This is a genomic window from Enterococcus sp. LJL98, assembly GCF_054871745.1.
Map to the genome: position 1 here is coordinate 80780 of NZ_JBTXLU010000004.1, position 18465 is coordinate 99244.

Below are 18465 nucleotides of genomic sequence, written 5' to 3' on the forward strand. Positions count from 1 at the left end.
TCCCCTTTCTTACGCCTGATGTCTTCAAGGCAAGCATCGACTCCTTACAGACCCGGACCCCACGGAATTCCTAAAACGTAAAAGCCAACAAATAATAAAATCCAAGCAATTGCGATCAAAATGGTATGAGGCAACATCAATGAAACAACAGTGCCGACTCCGACCTTTTTATCATAGCGACTCGCAAACGTCACAATTAAGGCAAAATAAGGCATCAAAGGGGTAATAACGTTCACAGGCGAATCTGCGACACGGTAAGCAGCTAATACTGCTTCTGGCGCAACGCCTAACTGATACAGTAAGGGCACGAAAATAGGAGTTAAGATAGCAAATTTTGGTACAGCACCCACCAAAATAAAATCTAACAACAACACTAAAAAAATAAAACACAGTAAAAGGGAGAGGCCACTCATTTCGATACTCTCAATCCATTCGGCTGCATTCACTGCCAAAATGGTGCCAAGATTCGTAAAATTAAAATAGGCTATAAATTGACTAATAATTAAAAGTAAGAAAATCATCCCACTTAATCCACTAAAAACTTTTACAATCGGATGAATGATATCCATACTTGACTTAATTTTCCCTACACTCCGACCATATAGTATCGCTGGAATTAAAGATAACAACATGACCATGGCAATTAAACCGTCCATAAAGGGCGTTGCACCGATAATGTCTCCTGTTTCTGGATGTCTAAGCGGACCACCTTGAGGAATCGTTAACAATGCTATCAATAAAACGACGCCCAAGAAACCGTACAAGGCCGCTCGCAGACCCCGACTTTCTAAGGCTTCATCGGTGTCTTCTGCAAAAACTTCGTTATTTCCTTCGTAGACACCCAAGCGTTGTTCGACAATTTTTTCATTGACGATGGTTGCAACAATGACAATTAAGATGGTTGAAAGTACAGAGAAGAAGAAGTTTGCCATTAAATCGACTTGATAAGTTGGATTCACAATATGAATCGCATCGTTCAATATTTCTGTGAGCATACCATCAATTGGCGTAATGACAATATTGACACCAAAACCTGCAGCAACGCCGGAAAAGGCCGCAGCTAATCCTGCCAATGGATGGCGCCCGACTTTATAAAAAACAGCAGCACCTAAAGGAATCAACACCAGATACCCTGCGTCAGAAGCAATCGATGATAAGACGCCTAGTAAAACTAAGATAGCTGTTAAGGTTTGTTGCGGAACAACTTTTACTAGTTTATGGATTAAAGCACCGATCAAACCAATTTCCTCAGCAAAACCAACACCAATCATCGCAACAAGCGTTACCCCTAAAGCTTGAAAACTCATCAAGTTATTCACGATTGAAGTGAACATAAAGCGGATTCCCTCTGCACTCAACAGACTTTCAACATGCAGGGTCGTCCATTCAGGTAAATGCGTTTCAATATTAATCACTTCAAACTCAGCGGATGTGTCTAAGGCGGCAAAAATAGCCGATAGAATCACAACAAAAACCATTAATAATAAAAAAATAATTGCTGGGTGAGGTACTTTGTTTCCTAACCGTTCGACACCATTTAAAAAGCGATCCGTCCGTGATTGTTTTATCTCTTCTTGCATACTTGTCTCCTCCTCGTAATCTGGTTTTCACTTTTGTTTCCATTGTTTCTTAACCATGCAACTTTTTTATGTTGGATCTCCTCCCTTACAACACAAGTAAAAAACGAAAGCGCTGTCTTTTCTCCTTTCTACTTCCTTTGACGATTTCGATTGCATCAAAATTGATAACGAATGAGCGTGCTTTCTTAAAATAATTATCCCTTAACCGATGAAATTGGTCAAAAGATAACTCTTTCATTGTGAAAAAGCGCCCGTTTTTCTACGCTGTTTTGCTCAATGGCATTTCACACCATTTGCCATACTAGCAGCGACGCACAACCATAAAAAAGGAAGTACGCAAGAGCCTTTGGTTTTCAAGTGTCAAAATCCAACAAAAGACTCGTAAAAGCTACAACATCCTCTTTTTAAACGCAAACTTCCTCCCTTAAACTCGTTCTCAGCATTGGATCGCAATCGAAAAAAACAAAAGAAAAAAAGACCGGTTCAAGCATCTCCCTTATGATTTTTCAGCGTGTTATTAGAGGAAAATGCCAATCTTCGGAACACAAATAAAGGAGCTGCGACAGATGTCACACCTCCTTTATTTTACGAGTGAGAGACGGATACAGGGGAAACAAGAGTCGACGCTTTCCAAACCTTCACGAAATTCGAGCAATCGAAAAAGCCAATTGTTCGAATTTCTCTCTCGCTTCTCAGCGCCAAACGACTTTTGTCACACTTCCATCTTAAAATTTCATTTATCGCTCCTTCTTGATTAAGGACCTGAAACCTTCGCCTCGACACTTTTTTATGCATTCATTAATTTGCGACAATATTGACAAGTTTCTTCGGTACGGCAATCACTTTACGAATGGTTTTATCTGCCAAATACTCTTGGATACTTGGTTCTGCTTGAGCCAGGGCTTCCAATTCTTCGCGCGTAGCAGCTGCGGGAACTTGTATTTTCGTCCGAACTTTGCCATTGACTTGAATGACAATCTCAATTTCATCCTCGACTAATGCTGCTTCATCGTAAGTTGGCCATGGTTCATAAGTCAAGCTCGCTTCATTTCCTAAAATTGACCATAACTCTTCTCCAATATGTGGTGTAATCGGAGTTAGAAGTTGAACAAAACCTTTGATGTATTCAATCGGTAAGGCGTCGACTTTGTAGGCTTCATTTACAAAAACCATCAATTGTGAAATCGCCGTATTGAAACGGAGATGTGTCATATCTTCTGTCACTTTTTTCACGGTTTGATGATAGACCTTCGTTAATTTTCCATCATTAAAAGTCGTGATCCGATCCCGCATTTTTCCTTCTTCGTCAACAAGTAAACGCCACACACGGTCCAAGAACTTCCGGCTACCTTCCAAGCCGTTTTCATTCCAAGCAATGGCTGCATCTAATGGTCCCATGAACATTTCGTAAAGACGCAAAGTATCTGCCCCGTATTTTTCCACCACGTCATCTGGATTCACGACATTTCCACGAGATTTCGACATTTTCTCGTTGTTTTCCCCTAAAATCATCCCTTGGTTATACAACTTTTGGAACGGTTCGGAAGTCGGAACAACGCCAAGGTCAAATAAGAATTTATGCCAGAAGCGAGCGTACAATAAGTGAAGGACGGCATGCTCTGCACCACCGATATAAATATCAACAGGTAACCAACACTCTAATTTTTCATAGTTGGCGATTTCGTGTTTGTTATGCGGATCGATAAAGCGTAAGAAATACCAAGAACTTCCCGCCCATTGCGGCATTGTATTGGTTTCACGACGTCCTTTCATGCCTGTTTTTGGATCGACAACGTTCACCCAGTCAGAGATGTTGGCAAGCGGAGATTCCCCCGTGCCACTTGGATGAATGTCATCTGTTACTGGTAAACGCAAAGGCAACTCTTCAAGTGGTAAAGTTGTCATTGTCCCATCTTCCCAGTGAATCACTGGGATTGGCTCTCCCCAATAACGTTGACGTGAAAACAGCCAATCTCTTAGGCGGTAGCTGACTTCTTTTTTCCCTACGCCGTTTTCTTCTAACCAAGTTAACATCGTTTCAATCGCCGTTTCCTTATCTAAACCGTTTAAGAAATCTGAATTGATATGGGGACCATCTTCAAGGAAAGGCGCCTTTTCAATGTCGCCGCCTGCTAGAACCGGTAAGATTTCAATTCCAAAAGTTTTTGCAAAATCATAATCGCGGTCATCGTGTGCTGGAACGGCCATAATTGCACCAGTTCCATAGGTCGCAAGTACATAATCTGCAATCCAAATTGGTACTTCTTTTCCATTGACTGGGTTGATCGCGTAAGCTCCGGTAAAGACGCCGGTTTTTTCTTTCACTAAATCGGTTCTTGTTAAATCGGACTTTTTACTAGCTGCATCAATGTAAGCCTCCACTGCTGCTTTTTGTTCAGGACTGGTAATCTTTTGTACCAATTCAAGTTCTGGCGCTAAAACGCAGTATGTCGCTCCAAACAATGTATCTGGTCGTGTTGTAAAGACAGTAAACGATTCTTTTCTTCCAGCAACTTTAAATGTCACATTCGCACCATAAGAACGACCAATCCAGTTGCGCTGCATCTCTTTAATACTTTCTGGCCAATCTAAGTCTTCTAAATCATCTAATAGACGATCAGCATATGCTGTAATTTTCAACATCCATTGACGCATCGGTTTGCGAATGACATCATAGCCACCACGTTCACTTTTACCGTCGATGACTTCCTCGTTGGCAATCACGGTTCCTAGCTCAGGCACCCAGTTCACAGCAACTTCGGCTTCATAAGCCAAGCCTTTTTCATAAAGTTTCGTAAAAATCCATTGCGTCCATTTATAATATTCTGGATCCGTCGTATTAATTTCACGATTCCAGTCATAACTAAAACCTAAGGAGTTAATTTGACGACGGAAAGTCTCAATGTTTTTTTCAGTGAATTCTGCCGGATCATTACCGGTATCTAAGGCATACTGCTCTGCTGGTAGTCCAAATGCATCCCACCCCATTGGATGTAACACATTATACCCTTGGCTTCGTTTCATGCGCGACAAAATATCTGTTGCTGTATAGCCTTCTGGATGTCCGACATGTAAGCCTTGTCCTGAAGGGTAAGGGAACATGTCGAGTGCATAAAATTTTGGTTTATTCGATTCGTCTGTCGTATTAAAGCTATTATTTTTCGCCCAATACTTTTGCCATTTTTTCTCAATTGCTTTGTGATTGTAATTCACGATAAAACGCTCCTCTGCTATTTTTTCATAAAAAAAATCCTATAAGAAACAAAGTCGTTTCTTATAGGACGTATTTGACGTGGTACCACCTAAATTTACTAACAAAAAAGTTAGCCTCAACGTGTTAACGGTCGTCACCGAATCTTCCTACTGTCTTCAAAAGATTACACTACAAGGTGAGTTCAAAAGATTCTTTGTACACTTGCACCACACGTGTACTCTCTAAGAAAGAAGGGCTTTTTACTATTCCTTTTCAAACATGTTGATTATTTGACTTACGTGTATACTAGCAAATTTTTCTCACTCTTTCAAGTGTTTTAACGTACTTTCAAGGTTTGTCCAACATAAATCGTATCCGAAGTCAAATGGTTCAAGCTTTTGAGCTTCGCAACCGATACACCGTATTTTTGTGCCAAAGCCCATAAACTATCCCCACTAACGATTTTGTGTGTCGCTTGTTGGTTCCCAGTCGTTGTTGTTTGATTCCCACTAGTGGAATTGCTGGCTGCCGTACTGGTCGTTCCTTTTTTGACAATAATTTTTTGATTTGGGTGAATCAAATCGCCTTTAAGGTTGTTCCAGCTACGAAGTTGATCCATCGTAATCCCATGATTATTGGCAATCAACCAAACCGAATCCCCGGGTTTCACTGTGTAGTACTGTTGACTCGTACTTGGAGTGGACGGTTTTGGCGTATTTGCTTGATGATTGTTATTCGCTGGCGGTGTCGGCTGAGTATTCGTGCCACCTGTGCTTGATTGACTCACCACTAGTTTTTGTCCCGGATGAATTAAATCACCCTTCAGGTTATTCCAACTACGAAGCTGATCCATCGTAATTCCATGATTATTGGCAATCAACCAAACCGAATCGCCGGATTTCACCGTATACGTTTTTGCACTACTATTTGTCGGTGGTTTCGGTGTCTCTGGTTTGGGCGTTTCCGGTTTGGGTGTTTCTGGCTTCGGCGTTGTTTGACCCGATTGACTCACCACCAGTTTTTGCCCTGGATGAATCAAGTCTCCTTTAAGGTTATTCCAGCTACGAAGCTGATCCATCGTAATTCCATGATTATTAGCAATCAACCAAACGGAGTCGCCTGATTTCACCGTATACGTTTTTGCACTGCTATTGGTTGGTGGTTTCGGTGTCTCTGGTTTAGGCGTTTCCGGTTTGGGTGTTTCTGGCTTCGGTGTTGTTTGACCGGATTGACTGACAATCAGTTTTTGCCCCGGATGAATCAAGTCCCCTTTAAGGTTATTCCAGCTACGAAGCTGATCCATCGTAATCCCATGATTATTGGCAATCAACCAAACCGAATCGCCTGATTTTACCGTATAGGTTTTTTCTTGTCCCGTCGCTTGATTATTTTCTTGATTACTTTCACTGTTGTTCCCTGTGTTTTGGTTGCCTTGTCCGCCACCATTTCCCGTTGCCGGCGAATCAAAGCGTGTTAGATTGTATGTTTCAATCACACCATTTAATTTCCCTGCATATCCTGGATCGGTTGCATAACGGCCGGTCAACCAAGCAGTTGCATCGCGGTAGCTATTCGTATTGCTCTTCCAAGCACCTGAATAAAAATAAACCCCTGCTTGAAACGAGACGTTTCTCAAAGTCGCTGCATTGTCTGCAAAAGATTCAGCAAATGATGGATATTTGCGAAACGGTTCATTCTTAACGACCCATTGTCCATTTAAGTATTCTTGCGTACTCATGTAAACCGTCTGACCTTGATAACTTCCTTTGATACCAAATAGATTATAATTCGGTGCTTGTGAAAGTGTGCTTCGTCCCCAGCCACTTTCAATAATCGCTTGTGCAATCATCACTGAAGCATATAAATCATTGGCATTTGCAATTGGTTGCGCATGAATCGAAACTTCATTAATGAAGGCTTGCGGATCCACATAGCTGGCACTCGCGCGCATCAGCGGATTTGCAAAAGGTAAAGCTGCTGGCTCTTTCACTTCATCGTTTTGTTCTGTTTCCTTTTCGACTACAGCTGGCACTTCTTCTTCCGAAACTTCCACTTCCGGCGCACTTGGTTGAACTTCTTCTTCCATTCCCTCTGAAAATTCTGGTGCCTCAGAAGGATCGACTTCAACCGTTTCCGTTGTTTCTTCCATTGCCGTACTTGAGTCGGCTACTTCTTCTGTCGTATCAATCGGATCTGAACTCATTGATTGGATGGTCCCATCTGTTTCATCCGCAAAAACGGTAGCAATTGGTGCAAGTGGGGCAACGACTGAAATTGCTGTGACCGTTGTTCCTAGAACAGCTGCACTTTTTTTCATGTGACGATAAAAAACACGTTGCTCTTCCATTTTACGACGCTCTTTTCGTGACAAAGACTTTTCCATTTTCTGACCTCCGATATTGTGTGAATACATTCATGCTTTTAAGTATACCTGTTCTTTTTTCTTAATAAAAGTTTAATCGTGTCTTTTAATGAACTGTAATATAGATGTAATACTTCACCTTGCGTAATTTCTGTTCTATTGTATACTAAAACAAGATTTTAAGAGAAGGAGTAGTGAGATGAAACAGAAACTTTATTATCAATTTGCAGGTAGTTGTAGCCTCTTAGTCTTTGCTTTTTTGGGCTATGTTGTCAAGTTTTATCCGCAATGGTTCCATCGCTTTGATACTTTTTTTACAACACCTTTGTATCAGGCGCGACCGAATTTCCAATCGTTTTTCTTATGGATTACTCAATTTGCCAATCCCTTGCCGATCATACTGCTGTTTTTGGCCATTAGCATGGTGCTCCTTTATGGAAAGCAATACGCGGAAGTTTTATGGTTAAGTAGTGGCATGGTGCTAATTGCCGGCCTTTTCAATCCACTTTTTAAACTTTTTTTTGCCCGTCCACGCCCGGATTTGACACACCTAGTGACGGAACACAGTCATAGTTTTCCTAGCGGGCATGCAGCAAGTAGTATGGTTTTTTACGGTGCTTTAATCTTATTGTTACCAAACCTTTTGCATAAGCAACCAATCCGTCTTTTTTTACAAGGTCTACTCGTTCTTATCATTCTAGCAATCGGTTGTAGTCGCATTTATCTGGGCGTCCACTATCCAACGGACATCCTCGGAGGATATACACTCAGCTTGGGTTGGCTATTGTTGACTTACCCCATTTATGAGAAACAACGCTTTATTTGGCGCTTTAAAAACAAACAAAACTAAAAAAAGAGGTGTCCCATGAATCCCTTTCCTTTTACAGAAGATCCGACAAAACGTTACCACTCTTGGAACTATGCCTTGCGACAAACTTTTGGCGATAAAATTTTCAAAGTCCCCATTGATGGTGGTTTTGATTGCCCCAACCGTGATGGGACCGTTGCACATGGCGGGTGTACTTTTTGTAGCGTCTCTGGTTCGGGAGATATGATCGTCGCACCGGAAGACCCCATCCCTGTCCAATTTACCAAAGAAATCGAGATGCGCCACCGCAAATGGCCAGGAGTCAAACAATACATTGTCTATTTCCAAAACTTCACAAATACACATGCACCAGTCGCTGTCATTAAGGAACGCTTTGAGCAAGTCGTCAACTTACCCGGGGTTGTTGGTCTAGCAATCGGCACACGACCCGATTGTCTACCAGATGAGGTTGTCGACTATCTCGCTGAACTAAACGAACGTTTGTATTTGTGGGTGGAACTTGGTCTGCAAACGACTTTTGAATCGACTAGTCAACGAATTAACCGTGCGCATGACTACGAAACGTATCTTGAAGGCGTACAGAAATTGCGTCGTCATCACATTCGTGTTTGTACCCATCTGATTAATGGGCTACCAGGAGAAACACCTGAAATGATGGAAGAAAATGTCCGTCGAACGATTCTCGATAGTGATATTCAAGGAATCAAAATTCACTTACTTCACTTAATGCGTAACACGCGTATGCTCCGAGATTATCACATGGGGGGCCTACAACTTCTTACACAACAAGCTTATACCGAAATCGTCTGTAATCAACTTGAAATGATTCCAAAAGAAATCATTATCCATCGCTTAACTGGTGACGCTCCCCGAGAAACTCTGGTGGGACCGATGTGGAGTTTGAATAAATGGGAAGTGTTAAACGGGATCGATCAAGAATTACTTCGACGCCAGTCATACCAAGGGAAATTTAACGTCCGACACAAAGGAGAATCGCCATGTTAAAAACCGCACTCCATTACAGCCGTCAACTACTAACCGATATTTTACAGCCAGGAGACATTGCCGTTGATGCCACAATGGGAAATGGGAATGACACCTTACTTTTGGCTGAGCTCGTTGGCAAGACCGGCTTTGTTTATGCCTTTGATATCCAGGCTCAAGCCATTGAAAAAACGAAAGAGCGCCTCTACGGAACCCCCTGGGAACAACGCGTCCAACTCGTTTTTGATGGGCACGAAAATTTGGATTTTTATTTGCCTACCGACCTCTTGGTGAAAGCAGCCGTTTTCAACCTCGGTTACCTCCCACAAAGTGATAAAGCGATTATCACCTTGCCTCAAACAACCAAAAAAGCATTAGACGCCTTATTGCTTCGCTTAGCTCCACGTGGTCGTATCGTCATTGTTGCCTATTACGGGCACGAAGGCGGCACGCAGGAATTGACCCACATTCGTCAATATTGCGAGCAATTGCCACAAGACACTTACAATGTATTGAACTATCAATTTATCAATCAAAAAAATCAGCCCCCCATTTTGTTTTGCATTGAAAAAAAGCCCGAATCGCGAAAATAAGCTTGATTCAGGCTTTTTTTTGAGGCAAAATGAGAACGTAAACAAAAACAGAAAGGGATTACATCATGAATGAAATTACTGTCGCTACTTATAATATTCGTATGGATGCTTGGGAAGATGGGGATTGGTCATGGACCAACCGACGTTCTCACGTCCTTGACCTGATTCGCTATTGCGATTGGGACTTATTTGGTGTTCAAGAAGTGTTGCCTCATCAACTAACAGACTTTGAAGCACTCACCGAGTACGCCTTCATAGGGACTGCTCGTGAAGATGGAAAAAACACTGGCGAGTACAATGGAATTTTTTATAAAAAAGAACGTTTTGAATTACTGGAGGAAAAAATTTTTTGGCTTTCTGAAACACCCAATGTTCCAAGTATTCACCCTGAAGCAGGTTGCCATCGCTTATGTGTTTGCGGCTTATTTAAAGAGAAACTTTCAGGAAAAACCTTTGTCTTTGCCGATACACACCTAGACCACGAATCCGAAAAAGCACGCGTTCTTGGAACCAATGTCATTCTTGCTGAAGGTTTGGCACACTTTAAGGACCAGCCAATCATTCTCGTAGGAGACTTTAATGCAACGCCAGATGAAGAAGCTTACCAACAATTAAATCAACATCTGACAGATGCTCGTCAAATGCCAGGCGCTTTCGTTTACGGACCAAAAGGCACCTTCCAAGAATTTCATTACAATTGTCCTTGGGAGGAATTAGTTGAAATTGATTTCATCTTTGTCTCTCCAACCATTCAGGTCAAAAAAGTTGGTACCTTAACCTATAGTTGCGATCAACGCTTCCCTTCTGACCATTTCCCAGTTGAAGCGTCATTGAGTATTTAACGAATCTTAGGATGCCTATTCTTATTTAACATGGAGACAAAACAAAAAGAATCAACACTTGCCTTTAGAAAACCAAGTGTTGATTCTTTTTTCTTTAACTGACAAAAATCATTCCGACCATTCTTTTGCAAGGCAATTTCTTGGATAGAGGAACAAAATCGCCTTTTATTTTCCAGTTTGAAGACCTTCTTGCTTTTTAATGTACTCTGCATATTGTTCTCTGTATATTTTCGTCTTTTGATAATAAATAAGATTAACAGTTGTGAACAACACAACAAAAAGGAAGACGCCGACCAATATTATTTTTTTAAAACTGCGTCCTTTTTTTAAATCGTCATCTATTTTTTTCACCGTTTCTTTATCCCCTTTCAAGAATTCGTCTAGGGAGAGGTTGAATCGATTCGACATTTCGATAATCGTTGAGATATCTGGATACGTCCTACCCGTTTCCCAACTAGAAATCGTTTTATCCGATACATTCAGTTGTTCTCCTAATTCTTTCTGAGTCAAATGATTATTCCTTCTAAATGTTTTTATCCTACTCCCAATATCCATTGAATGGACCTCCTTATTTTTATTCTCTCGCATACGCTTTCGTTAGCATACCTTAGACTTGTAGAATTACCAGTCTACTCACTCTACGTCTTGTAGAGGTCGCCGTTTTATCGAATCGATTCTGTTCTGCTCAAAAAACACATTTGTACCATTGCCTCGTTTTTCACTTGAATCATCCGTTCACGTAACTGATTTTATGACGAGTAAAAGAGCCCTCAAAAAGGGGCCTTTTATATTTTCTGGAAAGGTTATTTAAAACGTTATGAGTTAACATCACTTACATTGTCATACATTAGGTCTAAAAAAGTTGGTTCAATATTGAAGAACTTCCAGGTAAAAACAAAAACAATCCTAAGCAAATGAACAGTGTTCCAATAATCAGTGACATCGTTACAATTTTCGTTGAACGTGTAACATCCTTATTTCTTAAATCAACAACTAATAATACAATACCTAAAAGGATCATATAAAATACCATCGTCCCCTATCGAATCCCTACTTTCTTTCTCCTTTGTTATCGTTTTAAAGGAATACTTGGAAAATGGATAGTCGTTAAAAGGAAACTTGAACAACACTTAATCATTCCACTTTTATAACTGCAATAGCAACCAAAAGGGACTGTAACTTTTGTCACAGCCCCTTTGATATTTTACGAATGTTTGACGGATAAACAGGTAACAAAAATCTACCTTTTCAAAAATTCCCCCTCTAGCTCCTCAAAGCAAAATCACTTTTGTCATCCCTTCTTTTTGCTGCGGCTTTTAAAGTGCTTTTGGTTTGAATCGTTTTAATCTTAACGCATTTAATACGACTGAGATCGAGCTAAAACTCATCGCAGCACCCGCAAACATCGGACTTAACAAAGGACCGCCAAAGAGGTGCAACACCCCCATTGCTACTGGGATACCTAATACGTTATAAGCAAAGGCCCAAAATAAGTTCTCTCGAATATTTTTAATCGTCGCCCGACTTAATTCAATTGCTGTTGGCACGTCGTTTAAATCGCCCCGCATTAGAACAATATCCGCAGATTCAATCGCCACGTCTGTTCCTGAGCCGATCGCAATGCCGACATCCGCTTGAGCTAAAGCAGGGGCATCATTAATCCCATCACCAACCATCGCAACCGTTCTTCCTTCTTTTTGGAGTCGTTTGACTTCATGGGCCTTATCTTCTGGCAAGACTTCGCTAAACACGCGGTCAATCCCTACTTGCTTCGCAATTGCCTGCGCTGTTTGGTGGTTATCTCCCGTAATCATCGCCACTTCTAACCCCATTTGATGCAAGCGAGCAATCGCTGCTTGGCTACTTGCTTTCACGGTATCTGCGACAGCAATCACACCAATCAGTTGCCCTTCATAAGCAATATACATCGGTGTTTTTCCATCAGACGCTAACGCTTGAGCCTCCGCAACTTCTGTCGTGAGTGCAATTTGACGTTCCACCATTAATTTTTGATTGCCTAACAGCAAGGTTTTACCTGACACTTCGACTTCAATCCCGTGTCCAGGAATCGCATGAAAATGACGCACATTGGGTAAGGTTAAGCCTTTTTCTTTCGCAGCCTCGATGATTGCCTGACCAAGGGGGTGTTCAGATCCCGTTTCAGCGGCAGCTGCTAAAGCTAACACTTGTTCTTTTTCCATTCCATTATAGGTTAAGAGGTCCGTTACCACGGGTTTTCCTTCCGTAATGGTTCCTGTCTTATCGAATACAATCGTTTGAACTTTATGGGTCGTTTCTAACGCATCGCCACTCTTAATTAATACGCCATTTTCTGCACCTTTACCTGTCCCCACCATAATCGCTGTCGGTGTCGCTAAGCCAAGCGCACATGGACAAGCAATGACTAAGACAGAAATGGTAATCGTCAGGGCAAAGACCCACGACTCCTGACCTAAGAAGAACCAAGCACCTCCTGCTAAAAGCGCAAGGACAATCACGATTGGAACAAAGATTCCTGAAACCTTATCTGCAAGTTGGGCAATCGGCGCTTTTGAACCTTGCGCCTCTTCAACTAAATGAATAATTTGTGATAGTGTCGTGTCTTGGCCTACTTTCGTTGCTTTAAATTTAAAAGAACCCGTCTTATTCATGCTTGCACCGACAACCGTGTCTTTGACTTTTTTCTCGACGGGTAGACTTTCCCCAGTTAACATCGATTCATCAATCGCAGAATGCCCTTCGACAATGACGCCATCTACTGGAATTTTTTCACCAGGACGAACGACAACGACGTCTCCGGTTTGGACTTCTTCAATCGCAATTTCAACTTCTTGATCGTTACGCATGACTCGCGCGGTTTTAGGAGCAAGCCCCATTAATTTCTTAATGGCTTCTGAAGTTTTCCCTTTTGAAACTTCTTCAAAATATTTCCCTAAAGTAATTAAGGTTAAGATGACTGCAGCGGATTCATAATATAAGTTCATTGCCGCGTGAACATCGCCTTGGTAGACCACAACCGTACTATAAACGCTATATAAAAAGGCGGCACTCGTTCCTAAAGCCACGAGCGAATCCATATTCGGATGTCCTCTAAAGAGTGCTTTAAAACCACCTTGGAAGAAACTGCGACCAAAATACATGACCGGCAAGGTTAAAATCAATTGCAACGATGCAAAAGTCATCGCATTCCGCCAACCTACCATTGGACTTAAAAATGTTGGGATTGGCAGTCCGACCATTTCGCCCATGGCTAAGTAGAGTAACGGAACCGCAAAAATTGCTGATCCAATGAAGCGATGCCACAGTTCTTTTATTTTCTGGGCTTTTTTCCCGGCGGAAATTTCTGCTTCATCCTGACCAGTAGTTAAAATCTTAGCGTGATATCCCGCTTTTTCAACCGCTGTCATGATCGCAGAAGCTTGAAGTTGCGTAGGATCAAAAGTCACCAACATTCTTTCTGTCGCTAAGTTCACAGAGGCCTGGGTCATACCATCTAAGTTTTGGACAGCTTTTTCTATCGTTTGGGCACAAGACGAACAGGTCATCCCCTCGATTATAAAAGTCATCGTTTGATCGTTATGACGGACTTCATAGCCTGCCTGATGAACGGCTTCACGAATCGTTTCGTCATTCAAGACCGCTTCATCATAAGAGACCGTGAGTTTTTCCGTGGCTAAGTTCACACTTGCTTGACGAACACCGGCTAATTTTTGAACCGTTTTTTCAACAGTTTGAGCGCAAGAAGAACACGACATGCCTTCAACTGCGTACGTTTCTTTTTTCATTTTATCCTTTCCTTCCTTTAACTGACTGGGTAACCAATTTCTTTTAGTTTCTCTTCGATTTGATTTCTTCCTACTTGTTGTTCATCAAATTGAATGGACACCTTTTTTTCAGCGAGGTTCGTTTCCACGTTCGTGAGACCATTGAGAGCTTCTAAAGCACTCACTATATTATTGACACAGCCGGCACACTTCATTTTTTCAATGCGATAACTTTTTTCTTTCATTTTTTGTTTCCTCCCCTTCGTTTACATATGTAATCCATCGATACTTTTACTATAAAGGTCAAGGGAGGAATTGTCAATCGCTTGCACTTAAAAAAGAAAAAAAGTGCCTCTTTAGAATCAAATTTTTCTAAAGAAACACTTTTAAAATTATTTCTCCCTCACACAACGAAAGCCCATATTGTTACTGGCAGACATGCCGGTATTGCCGTTTCGAGCTGCAATGCGATACCTTTTACAATAGGAAGCGTGGCATAAAAAAGAGCCGCCACGAATCGCATAAGCCTCATCGTCTTTTCCTTGAAATTGTTGCCAAAAGGTTGTTCCGCTCGTTTGATTAAACGCACGCAATGGGATCCCTCTTGGATTGACACACCATTCCCAGACATTCCCAATCACTTGATAAAGACCATAGCCATTTGGTTCAAATGTATGCACAGGGGCAGTATTGGCATAACCATCTTCCAGTGTATTTTCAATGGGAAAGTTGCCTTGCCAAATATTACAGTGGTGCTGTCCACCTTCTAGCAAGTCCTCTCCCCAAGGATAACGCTCAAAAGTGGTTCCACCTTTCGCTGCGATTTCCCACTCGGCTTCAGTTGGTAAGCGAAGCCCTGCCCATTGACAGTAAGCAATGGCATCATTACGTGAGACGTGAACTACTGGATGATCGAGACGGTCGGTAATCGTTGACCCCGGACCTTCCGGGTGTCGCCAATTGGCTCCTTGCACCCCCTTCCACCATTTGAGATGTGGAACAGTCTGTTGATACTTTGGATCTAAGGTTTGGAGAAAATAATCAAAAACAAAGGACCAGCCAAAGGTTTCTGACTCAGTGACGTAATTTGTTGCAGCAACAAACTTCGCAAACTCGGCATTAGTTACGGGTGTTGCCGCAATAAAAAATTCTGGAAGGGTGACTGAGACTTTCGGTCCTTCCATATCGCCAGTAAAACCATCCAATCCATTTGTACCAATTTCATAAGTGCCACTGGGAATCCGAATCATCCGATGACCTCCTTACGCATTCTCAACGCTTCATATTCAAAAATAAGATTGTCTTGGTGCTGTTTCATCCAATCGTGTAAGGCTTGACGCATCTCTGTTTGTTGTTTTTGATACGTCAACTGGTCAATCTTATTATCAAGCTCATAAGGATCCGTTGCTAAGTCATACAATTCATCAATATCGCCACAATTAAACACATATTTCCAAGTCCCTTTACGAATCATTCGTTGGGAAAACAAGATACTCCCAATACCCGAACACTCAGTCACGACTGTATCTGGCCAATCGATTGGTTCCTTTTCAATCAACGGACGAATCGATTGCCCATCTCGTTCTCTGGTCACTCGATCGACACCCGCATAATCTAAGATTGTGGAGTAGATGTCACATGTATTAATAAATTCACGGATATGTTCTTTTGTTTGTCCTTTGGCAGGTTTCACAAAGAGCGGGATACTATTGGTTTCTTCATACATGAAAATTGCTTTGTCACATAACCCGTCATGAATTCCTAGCGACTCTCCATGATCGGAACTAAAAATAATCACGGTGTCATCATATAAATCGTTTGCTTTTAAATACTCAAGCATGCGACCGATTTGTGCATCAATATGTGTCATTCCGGCAAGATAATGTTTGACAACGGGTTCAATTTCAGACCATTCCCTAAAATTGCCTCGCTTCACATCATGAACGCGTGGCTTCGCCGACCCTTGTTCATGAAAATTTTTCCATGCAGGAATTTCGACTTCCTCGTACAAGGCTAGGAATTCTTCCGGGACAAAATAGGGCTCATGCGGCCCCCAGAAATTCAGTTGGAAGTACCATGGTTGGTCTTTTTTTTGAAAGTCTCCAATGATTTCTGTCGCACGTTCAACAAGATAATGTTCAATCGTCGATTCGACCCCGGTTGTAATCACTCCCGCTTGATGTTGTTGATAAAAATCTTTTATTACACGTTCAATTTTAAAATCGCGGCCTTTTTCTTTTAAATAGGTTTGAAATTGTGGATAGAAGTGCCCGCCAAACCCATGGCCTGGAAAATCATCCCCCACATAGCCTCGTGTGGTTGGAACCGCATCGTTTTTTAGTTCGTATTCTGGAAATTGGATGCCTCCCATGAACTTTTGAATATACGCATCGGCTTTCACATTTTCCACACCAGATCCTAAGTGCCACTTGCCCGTAAATCCGGCTTGATAACCAGCGTCTAGCAGTCGACGACTCAATAGCTCGGGAGTATCCGCTAATTCTTGAACCATATTGCCATAATTATACGAATTTGTAATCATCCCATGGTGCATCGGATACAGTCCCGTTTGAAGCGATGCTCGAGCAGGTGTGCAAATGGGACAACTCGCATAAGCTTCATCAAAGACCGCTGATTCTTCCGCTAATTGATCAAGATTTGGTGTAAAACATGGCACATCCCCGTAGACTGATAACGTATCTTTGCGTTGTTGGTCGGTTAATATAAATAAAATATTCGGTTGTTTCATTTTATACCTCCGTTCTTTTTAGCAGATCAAGTGTGACTTTGGTTTGTTGCAATGGAACCAATTGCCCATCCTGTACAAACCCTTCTTCTCGATGTTGAAGTTCCTTGATTAAAATTTCGCGCAATGCGGCACATTTTTCCGTTTCACTTTGATGCAAGTCAACGCATTCATTCGGATCGCTTGTCAGATGGAACAATTGCTCCTCTCCACGAATTGGAAACCAAATATACTTCCATTCTTTCGTTAAAATATATTGGTTTGAATCTTGCCCAAAACTATGCTCGCCATGTAAATACGCACGTGTTTGAAAATCCGCATCAGTCAAACAAGCACGTAAGGAGACGCCATCAACATGATCTGGTACCTCACCCGTCGCAAAATCAAGAATCGTTGGCAAAAGATCTCGTAATTCAACAATTTCTTCGATTTCTTGCAGGTTCCCCTCTAAATAGTTGCCTGGATCATAGACAAAAAATGGCAGATGAATACTTCCTTGGTAAGGTAATGATTTCCGGAAATAATGGTGTTCGCCTAATTGATCGCCGTGATCCGAGACAAAGAGTAGGATGGTCTCCTGGGTTAAGCCCTGTTCCCCTAAGGCGATTAAAAAACGACCGATTTGATGATCAATTTGTGTCACTAACCCATAGTAGGCGGCCCGCATGCGATCAAGTTCATGTTTTTTGTATTGCCCTTTAAAGGCGTCTACTGCTGATTTTTCATCTTTTCCAATTAATTTCGCCCATTCGCCAATGAAGATTGGTGGAAACTCCGCGCGTAACTCATGATACATGTCATAATAAAAAGGTGGCGGATTCAATGGTGAGTGCGGACGAACGAAAGACATATTTAAAAAGAAAGGCATTGTCGGATCGCGTCGTTCTAAGAATTCAATCGATTTTGTCACTACCCAATTCGTAGGATGCAAGTCCTCTGACTCCATAAAAGGACGCGCCATCCAAGAATTACAATCCAGTCCATCATCAATAATGTCAGCAGTTGGTCCCTTTTTTTCACGTAACCAACGCAAATAGTCATCACTTCCAACATATTGTGTTTGATGCGGTTTTTTCTGCTGACGATTGGCATGTAAGTAACCATCATGCAATTCAACATGATCAAAGCCTAAACGATTTCTCTCAGGATAGACATGCATTTTACCGACAACTTGGGTTTGATAGCCCGCCTTTTTTAATTGTGTGCCAAGCGTTTGCTCATACGTCCAAGGAACTCCATCTTCATAGCCCACTCGTCCGTGATTGACTTGCGAAAGTCCAGTCATTAATGCCGCACGAGCTGGAATACAGCTCGGCACTGCCGCATAAGCTTGTTTAAAATTATACCCACGTTCAGCCATCATATCTAAATTGGGGGTAGAAATGATTGGATTCCCATTCACTCCTAGCGCATCATAGCGCATTTGATCGACGACCATTAAAATAATATTTGGTTTCGTTTTCATTTTCTTCTCCTCACTAAAAACTTTCTTTTACCTTAGCACTGAAAAAAAAGAGTTTCAATGGAGTAATCTAGTTTTTTAGATGAAAAATTCCATTTCCTCTTGAGATT

At 41.7% G+C, this 18465-nt stretch carries 13 protein-coding genes and 1 other annotated feature; of the genes, 4 read left to right on the plus strand and 9 right to left on the minus strand.

Annotation, left to right across the window (positions count from 1 at the left end; all coding sequences use genetic code 11):
* Nucleotides 1–44: 44 nt before the first annotated feature.
* The 3 genes from ACYSNO_RS04925 to ACYSNO_RS04935 form a co-directional block, all read right to left on the minus strand.
* Nucleotides 45–1580 carry an AbgT family transporter gene (locus ACYSNO_RS04925; protein WP_461729967.1) on the minus strand — a complete coding sequence of 512 codons (1536 nt, stop codon included), beginning with the start codon at nt 1578–1580 and terminating at the stop codon, nt 45–47.
* Between the two features lie 798 nt (nt 1581–2378).
* A complete protein-coding gene (gene leuS / locus ACYSNO_RS04930; protein WP_461729968.1) occupies nt 2379–4793 on the minus strand; it encodes a leucine--tRNA ligase in 2415 nt (804 codons plus the stop codon).
* A 61-nt stretch (nt 4794–4854) separates the two neighbouring features.
* Nucleotides 4855–5060: a binding site (T-box leader), on the minus strand.
* 50 nt (nt 5061–5110) lie between these two features.
* Nucleotides 5111–7156, minus strand: coding sequence for a muramidase family protein (locus ACYSNO_RS04935; protein ID WP_461729969.1), 2046 nt, complete (start codon nt 7154–7156; stop codon nt 5111–5113).
* A gap of 178 nt (nt 7157–7334) precedes the next feature.
* Between ACYSNO_RS04935 and ACYSNO_RS04940 the strand changes: the two genes are divergently transcribed.
* The 4 genes from ACYSNO_RS04940 (at nt 7335) to ACYSNO_RS04955 (ending at nt 10383) form a co-directional block, all read left to right on the plus strand.
* Nucleotides 7335–7985 carry a phosphatase PAP2 family protein gene (locus ACYSNO_RS04940; protein ID WP_461729970.1) on the plus strand — a complete coding sequence of 217 codons (651 nt, stop codon included), beginning with the start codon at nt 7335–7337 and terminating at the stop codon, nt 7983–7985.
* A gap of 15 nt (nt 7986–8000) precedes the next feature.
* Nucleotides 8001–8969, plus strand: coding sequence for a tRNA modification radical SAM protein MnmL/YtqA (gene mnmL / locus ACYSNO_RS04945; RefSeq protein WP_461729971.1), 969 nt, complete (start codon nt 8001–8003; stop codon nt 8967–8969).
* A complete protein-coding gene (gene mnmM, locus ACYSNO_RS04950; RefSeq protein WP_461729972.1) occupies nt 8963–9541 on the plus strand; it encodes a tRNA 5-(aminomethyl)-2-thiouridylate-methyltransferase MnmM in 579 nt (192 codons plus the stop codon). The genes mnmL and mnmM overlap by 7 nt, the downstream gene beginning before the upstream one ends.
* A 65-nt stretch (nt 9542–9606) precedes the next feature.
* A complete protein-coding gene (locus tag ACYSNO_RS04955; protein WP_461729973.1) occupies nt 9607–10383 on the plus strand; it encodes an endonuclease/exonuclease/phosphatase family protein in 777 nt (258 codons plus the stop codon).
* 165 nt (nt 10384–10548) lie between these two features.
* Here ACYSNO_RS04955 and ACYSNO_RS04960 read toward each other — a convergent pair whose 3' ends face one another.
* The 6 genes from ACYSNO_RS04960 to ACYSNO_RS04985 all read right to left on the minus strand — a co-directional run bounded on the left by ACYSNO_RS04960 (nt 10549) and on the right by ACYSNO_RS04985 (nt 18358).
* Complete coding sequence (locus ACYSNO_RS04960) at nt 10549–10938, minus strand: helix-turn-helix domain-containing protein (RefSeq protein ID WP_461729974.1); 390 nt, start codon at nt 10936–10938, stop codon at nt 10549–10551.
* Nucleotides 10939–11699: 761 nt separating this feature from the next.
* Nucleotides 11700–14168 (minus strand): heavy metal translocating P-type ATPase, encoded by a 2469-nt coding sequence (locus ACYSNO_RS04965; protein ID WP_461729975.1) that lies wholly within the window; start codon nt 14166–14168, stop codon nt 11700–11702.
* Nucleotides 14169–14185: 17 nt separating this feature from the next.
* The gene (locus ACYSNO_RS04970) at nt 14186–14392 is read right to left on the minus strand and encodes a heavy-metal-associated domain-containing protein (RefSeq protein ID WP_461729976.1); all 207 of its coding nucleotides are present in this window, start codon (nt 14390–14392) and stop codon (nt 14186–14188) included.
* Nucleotides 14393–14539: 147 nt separating this feature from the next.
* Nucleotides 14540–15397, minus strand: a complete 858-nt coding sequence (locus ACYSNO_RS04975; protein ID WP_461729977.1) for a formylglycine-generating enzyme family protein — start codon at nt 15395–15397, stop codon at nt 14540–14542.
* The gene (locus ACYSNO_RS04980) at nt 15394–16896 is read right to left on the minus strand and encodes a sulfatase-like hydrolase/transferase (RefSeq protein ID WP_461729978.1); all 1503 of its coding nucleotides are present in this window, start codon (nt 16894–16896) and stop codon (nt 15394–15396) included. Before ACYSNO_RS04980 ends, ACYSNO_RS04975 begins: the two co-directional genes overlap by 4 nt.
* 1 nt (nt 16897) lies before the next feature.
* A complete protein-coding gene (locus ACYSNO_RS04985; protein ID WP_461729979.1) occupies nt 16898–18358 on the minus strand; it encodes an arylsulfatase in 1461 nt (486 codons plus the stop codon).
* Nucleotides 18359–18465 lie beyond the last annotated feature (107 nt).

Coding starts and splice junctions, on each gene's coding strand:
- ACYSNO_RS04940 (WP_461729970.1), top strand. CDS start 7,335: ATGAAACAGAAACTTTATTATCAATTTGCAGGTAGTTGTAGCCTCTTA.
- ACYSNO_RS04970 (WP_461729976.1), bottom strand. CDS start 14,392: ATGAAAGAAAAAAGTTATCGCATTGAAAAAATGAAGTGTGCCGGCTGT.
- mnmL (WP_461729971.1), top strand. CDS start 8,001: ATGAATCCCTTTCCTTTTACAGAAGATCCGACAAAACGTTACCACTCT.
- ACYSNO_RS04925 (WP_461729967.1), bottom strand. CDS start 1,580: ATGCAAGAAGAGATAAAACAATCACGGACGGATCGCTTTTTAAATGGT.
- mnmM (WP_461729972.1), top strand. CDS start 8,963: ATGTTAAAAACCGCACTCCATTACAGCCGTCAACTACTAACCGATATT.
- ACYSNO_RS04955 (WP_461729973.1), top strand. CDS start 9,607: ATGAATGAAATTACTGTCGCTACTTATAATATTCGTATGGATGCTTGG.
- ACYSNO_RS04935 (WP_461729969.1), bottom strand. CDS start 7,156: ATGGAAAAGTCTTTGTCACGAAAAGAGCGTCGTAAAATGGAAGAGCAA.
- ACYSNO_RS04965 (WP_461729975.1), bottom strand. CDS start 14,168: ATGAAAAAAGAAACGTACGCAGTTGAAGGCATGTCGTGTTCTTCTTGC.
- ACYSNO_RS04975 (WP_461729977.1), bottom strand. CDS start 15,397: ATGATTCGGATTCCCAGTGGCACTTATGAAATTGGTACAAATGGATTG.
- ACYSNO_RS04960 (WP_461729974.1), bottom strand. CDS start 10,938: ATGGATATTGGGAGTAGGATAAAAACATTTAGAAGGAATAATCATTTG.
- ACYSNO_RS04985 (WP_461729979.1), bottom strand. CDS start 18,358: ATGAAAACGAAACCAAATATTATTTTAATGGTCGTCGATCAAATGCGC.
- ACYSNO_RS04980 (WP_461729978.1), bottom strand. CDS start 16,896: ATGAAACAACCGAATATTTTATTTATATTAACCGACCAACAACGCAAA.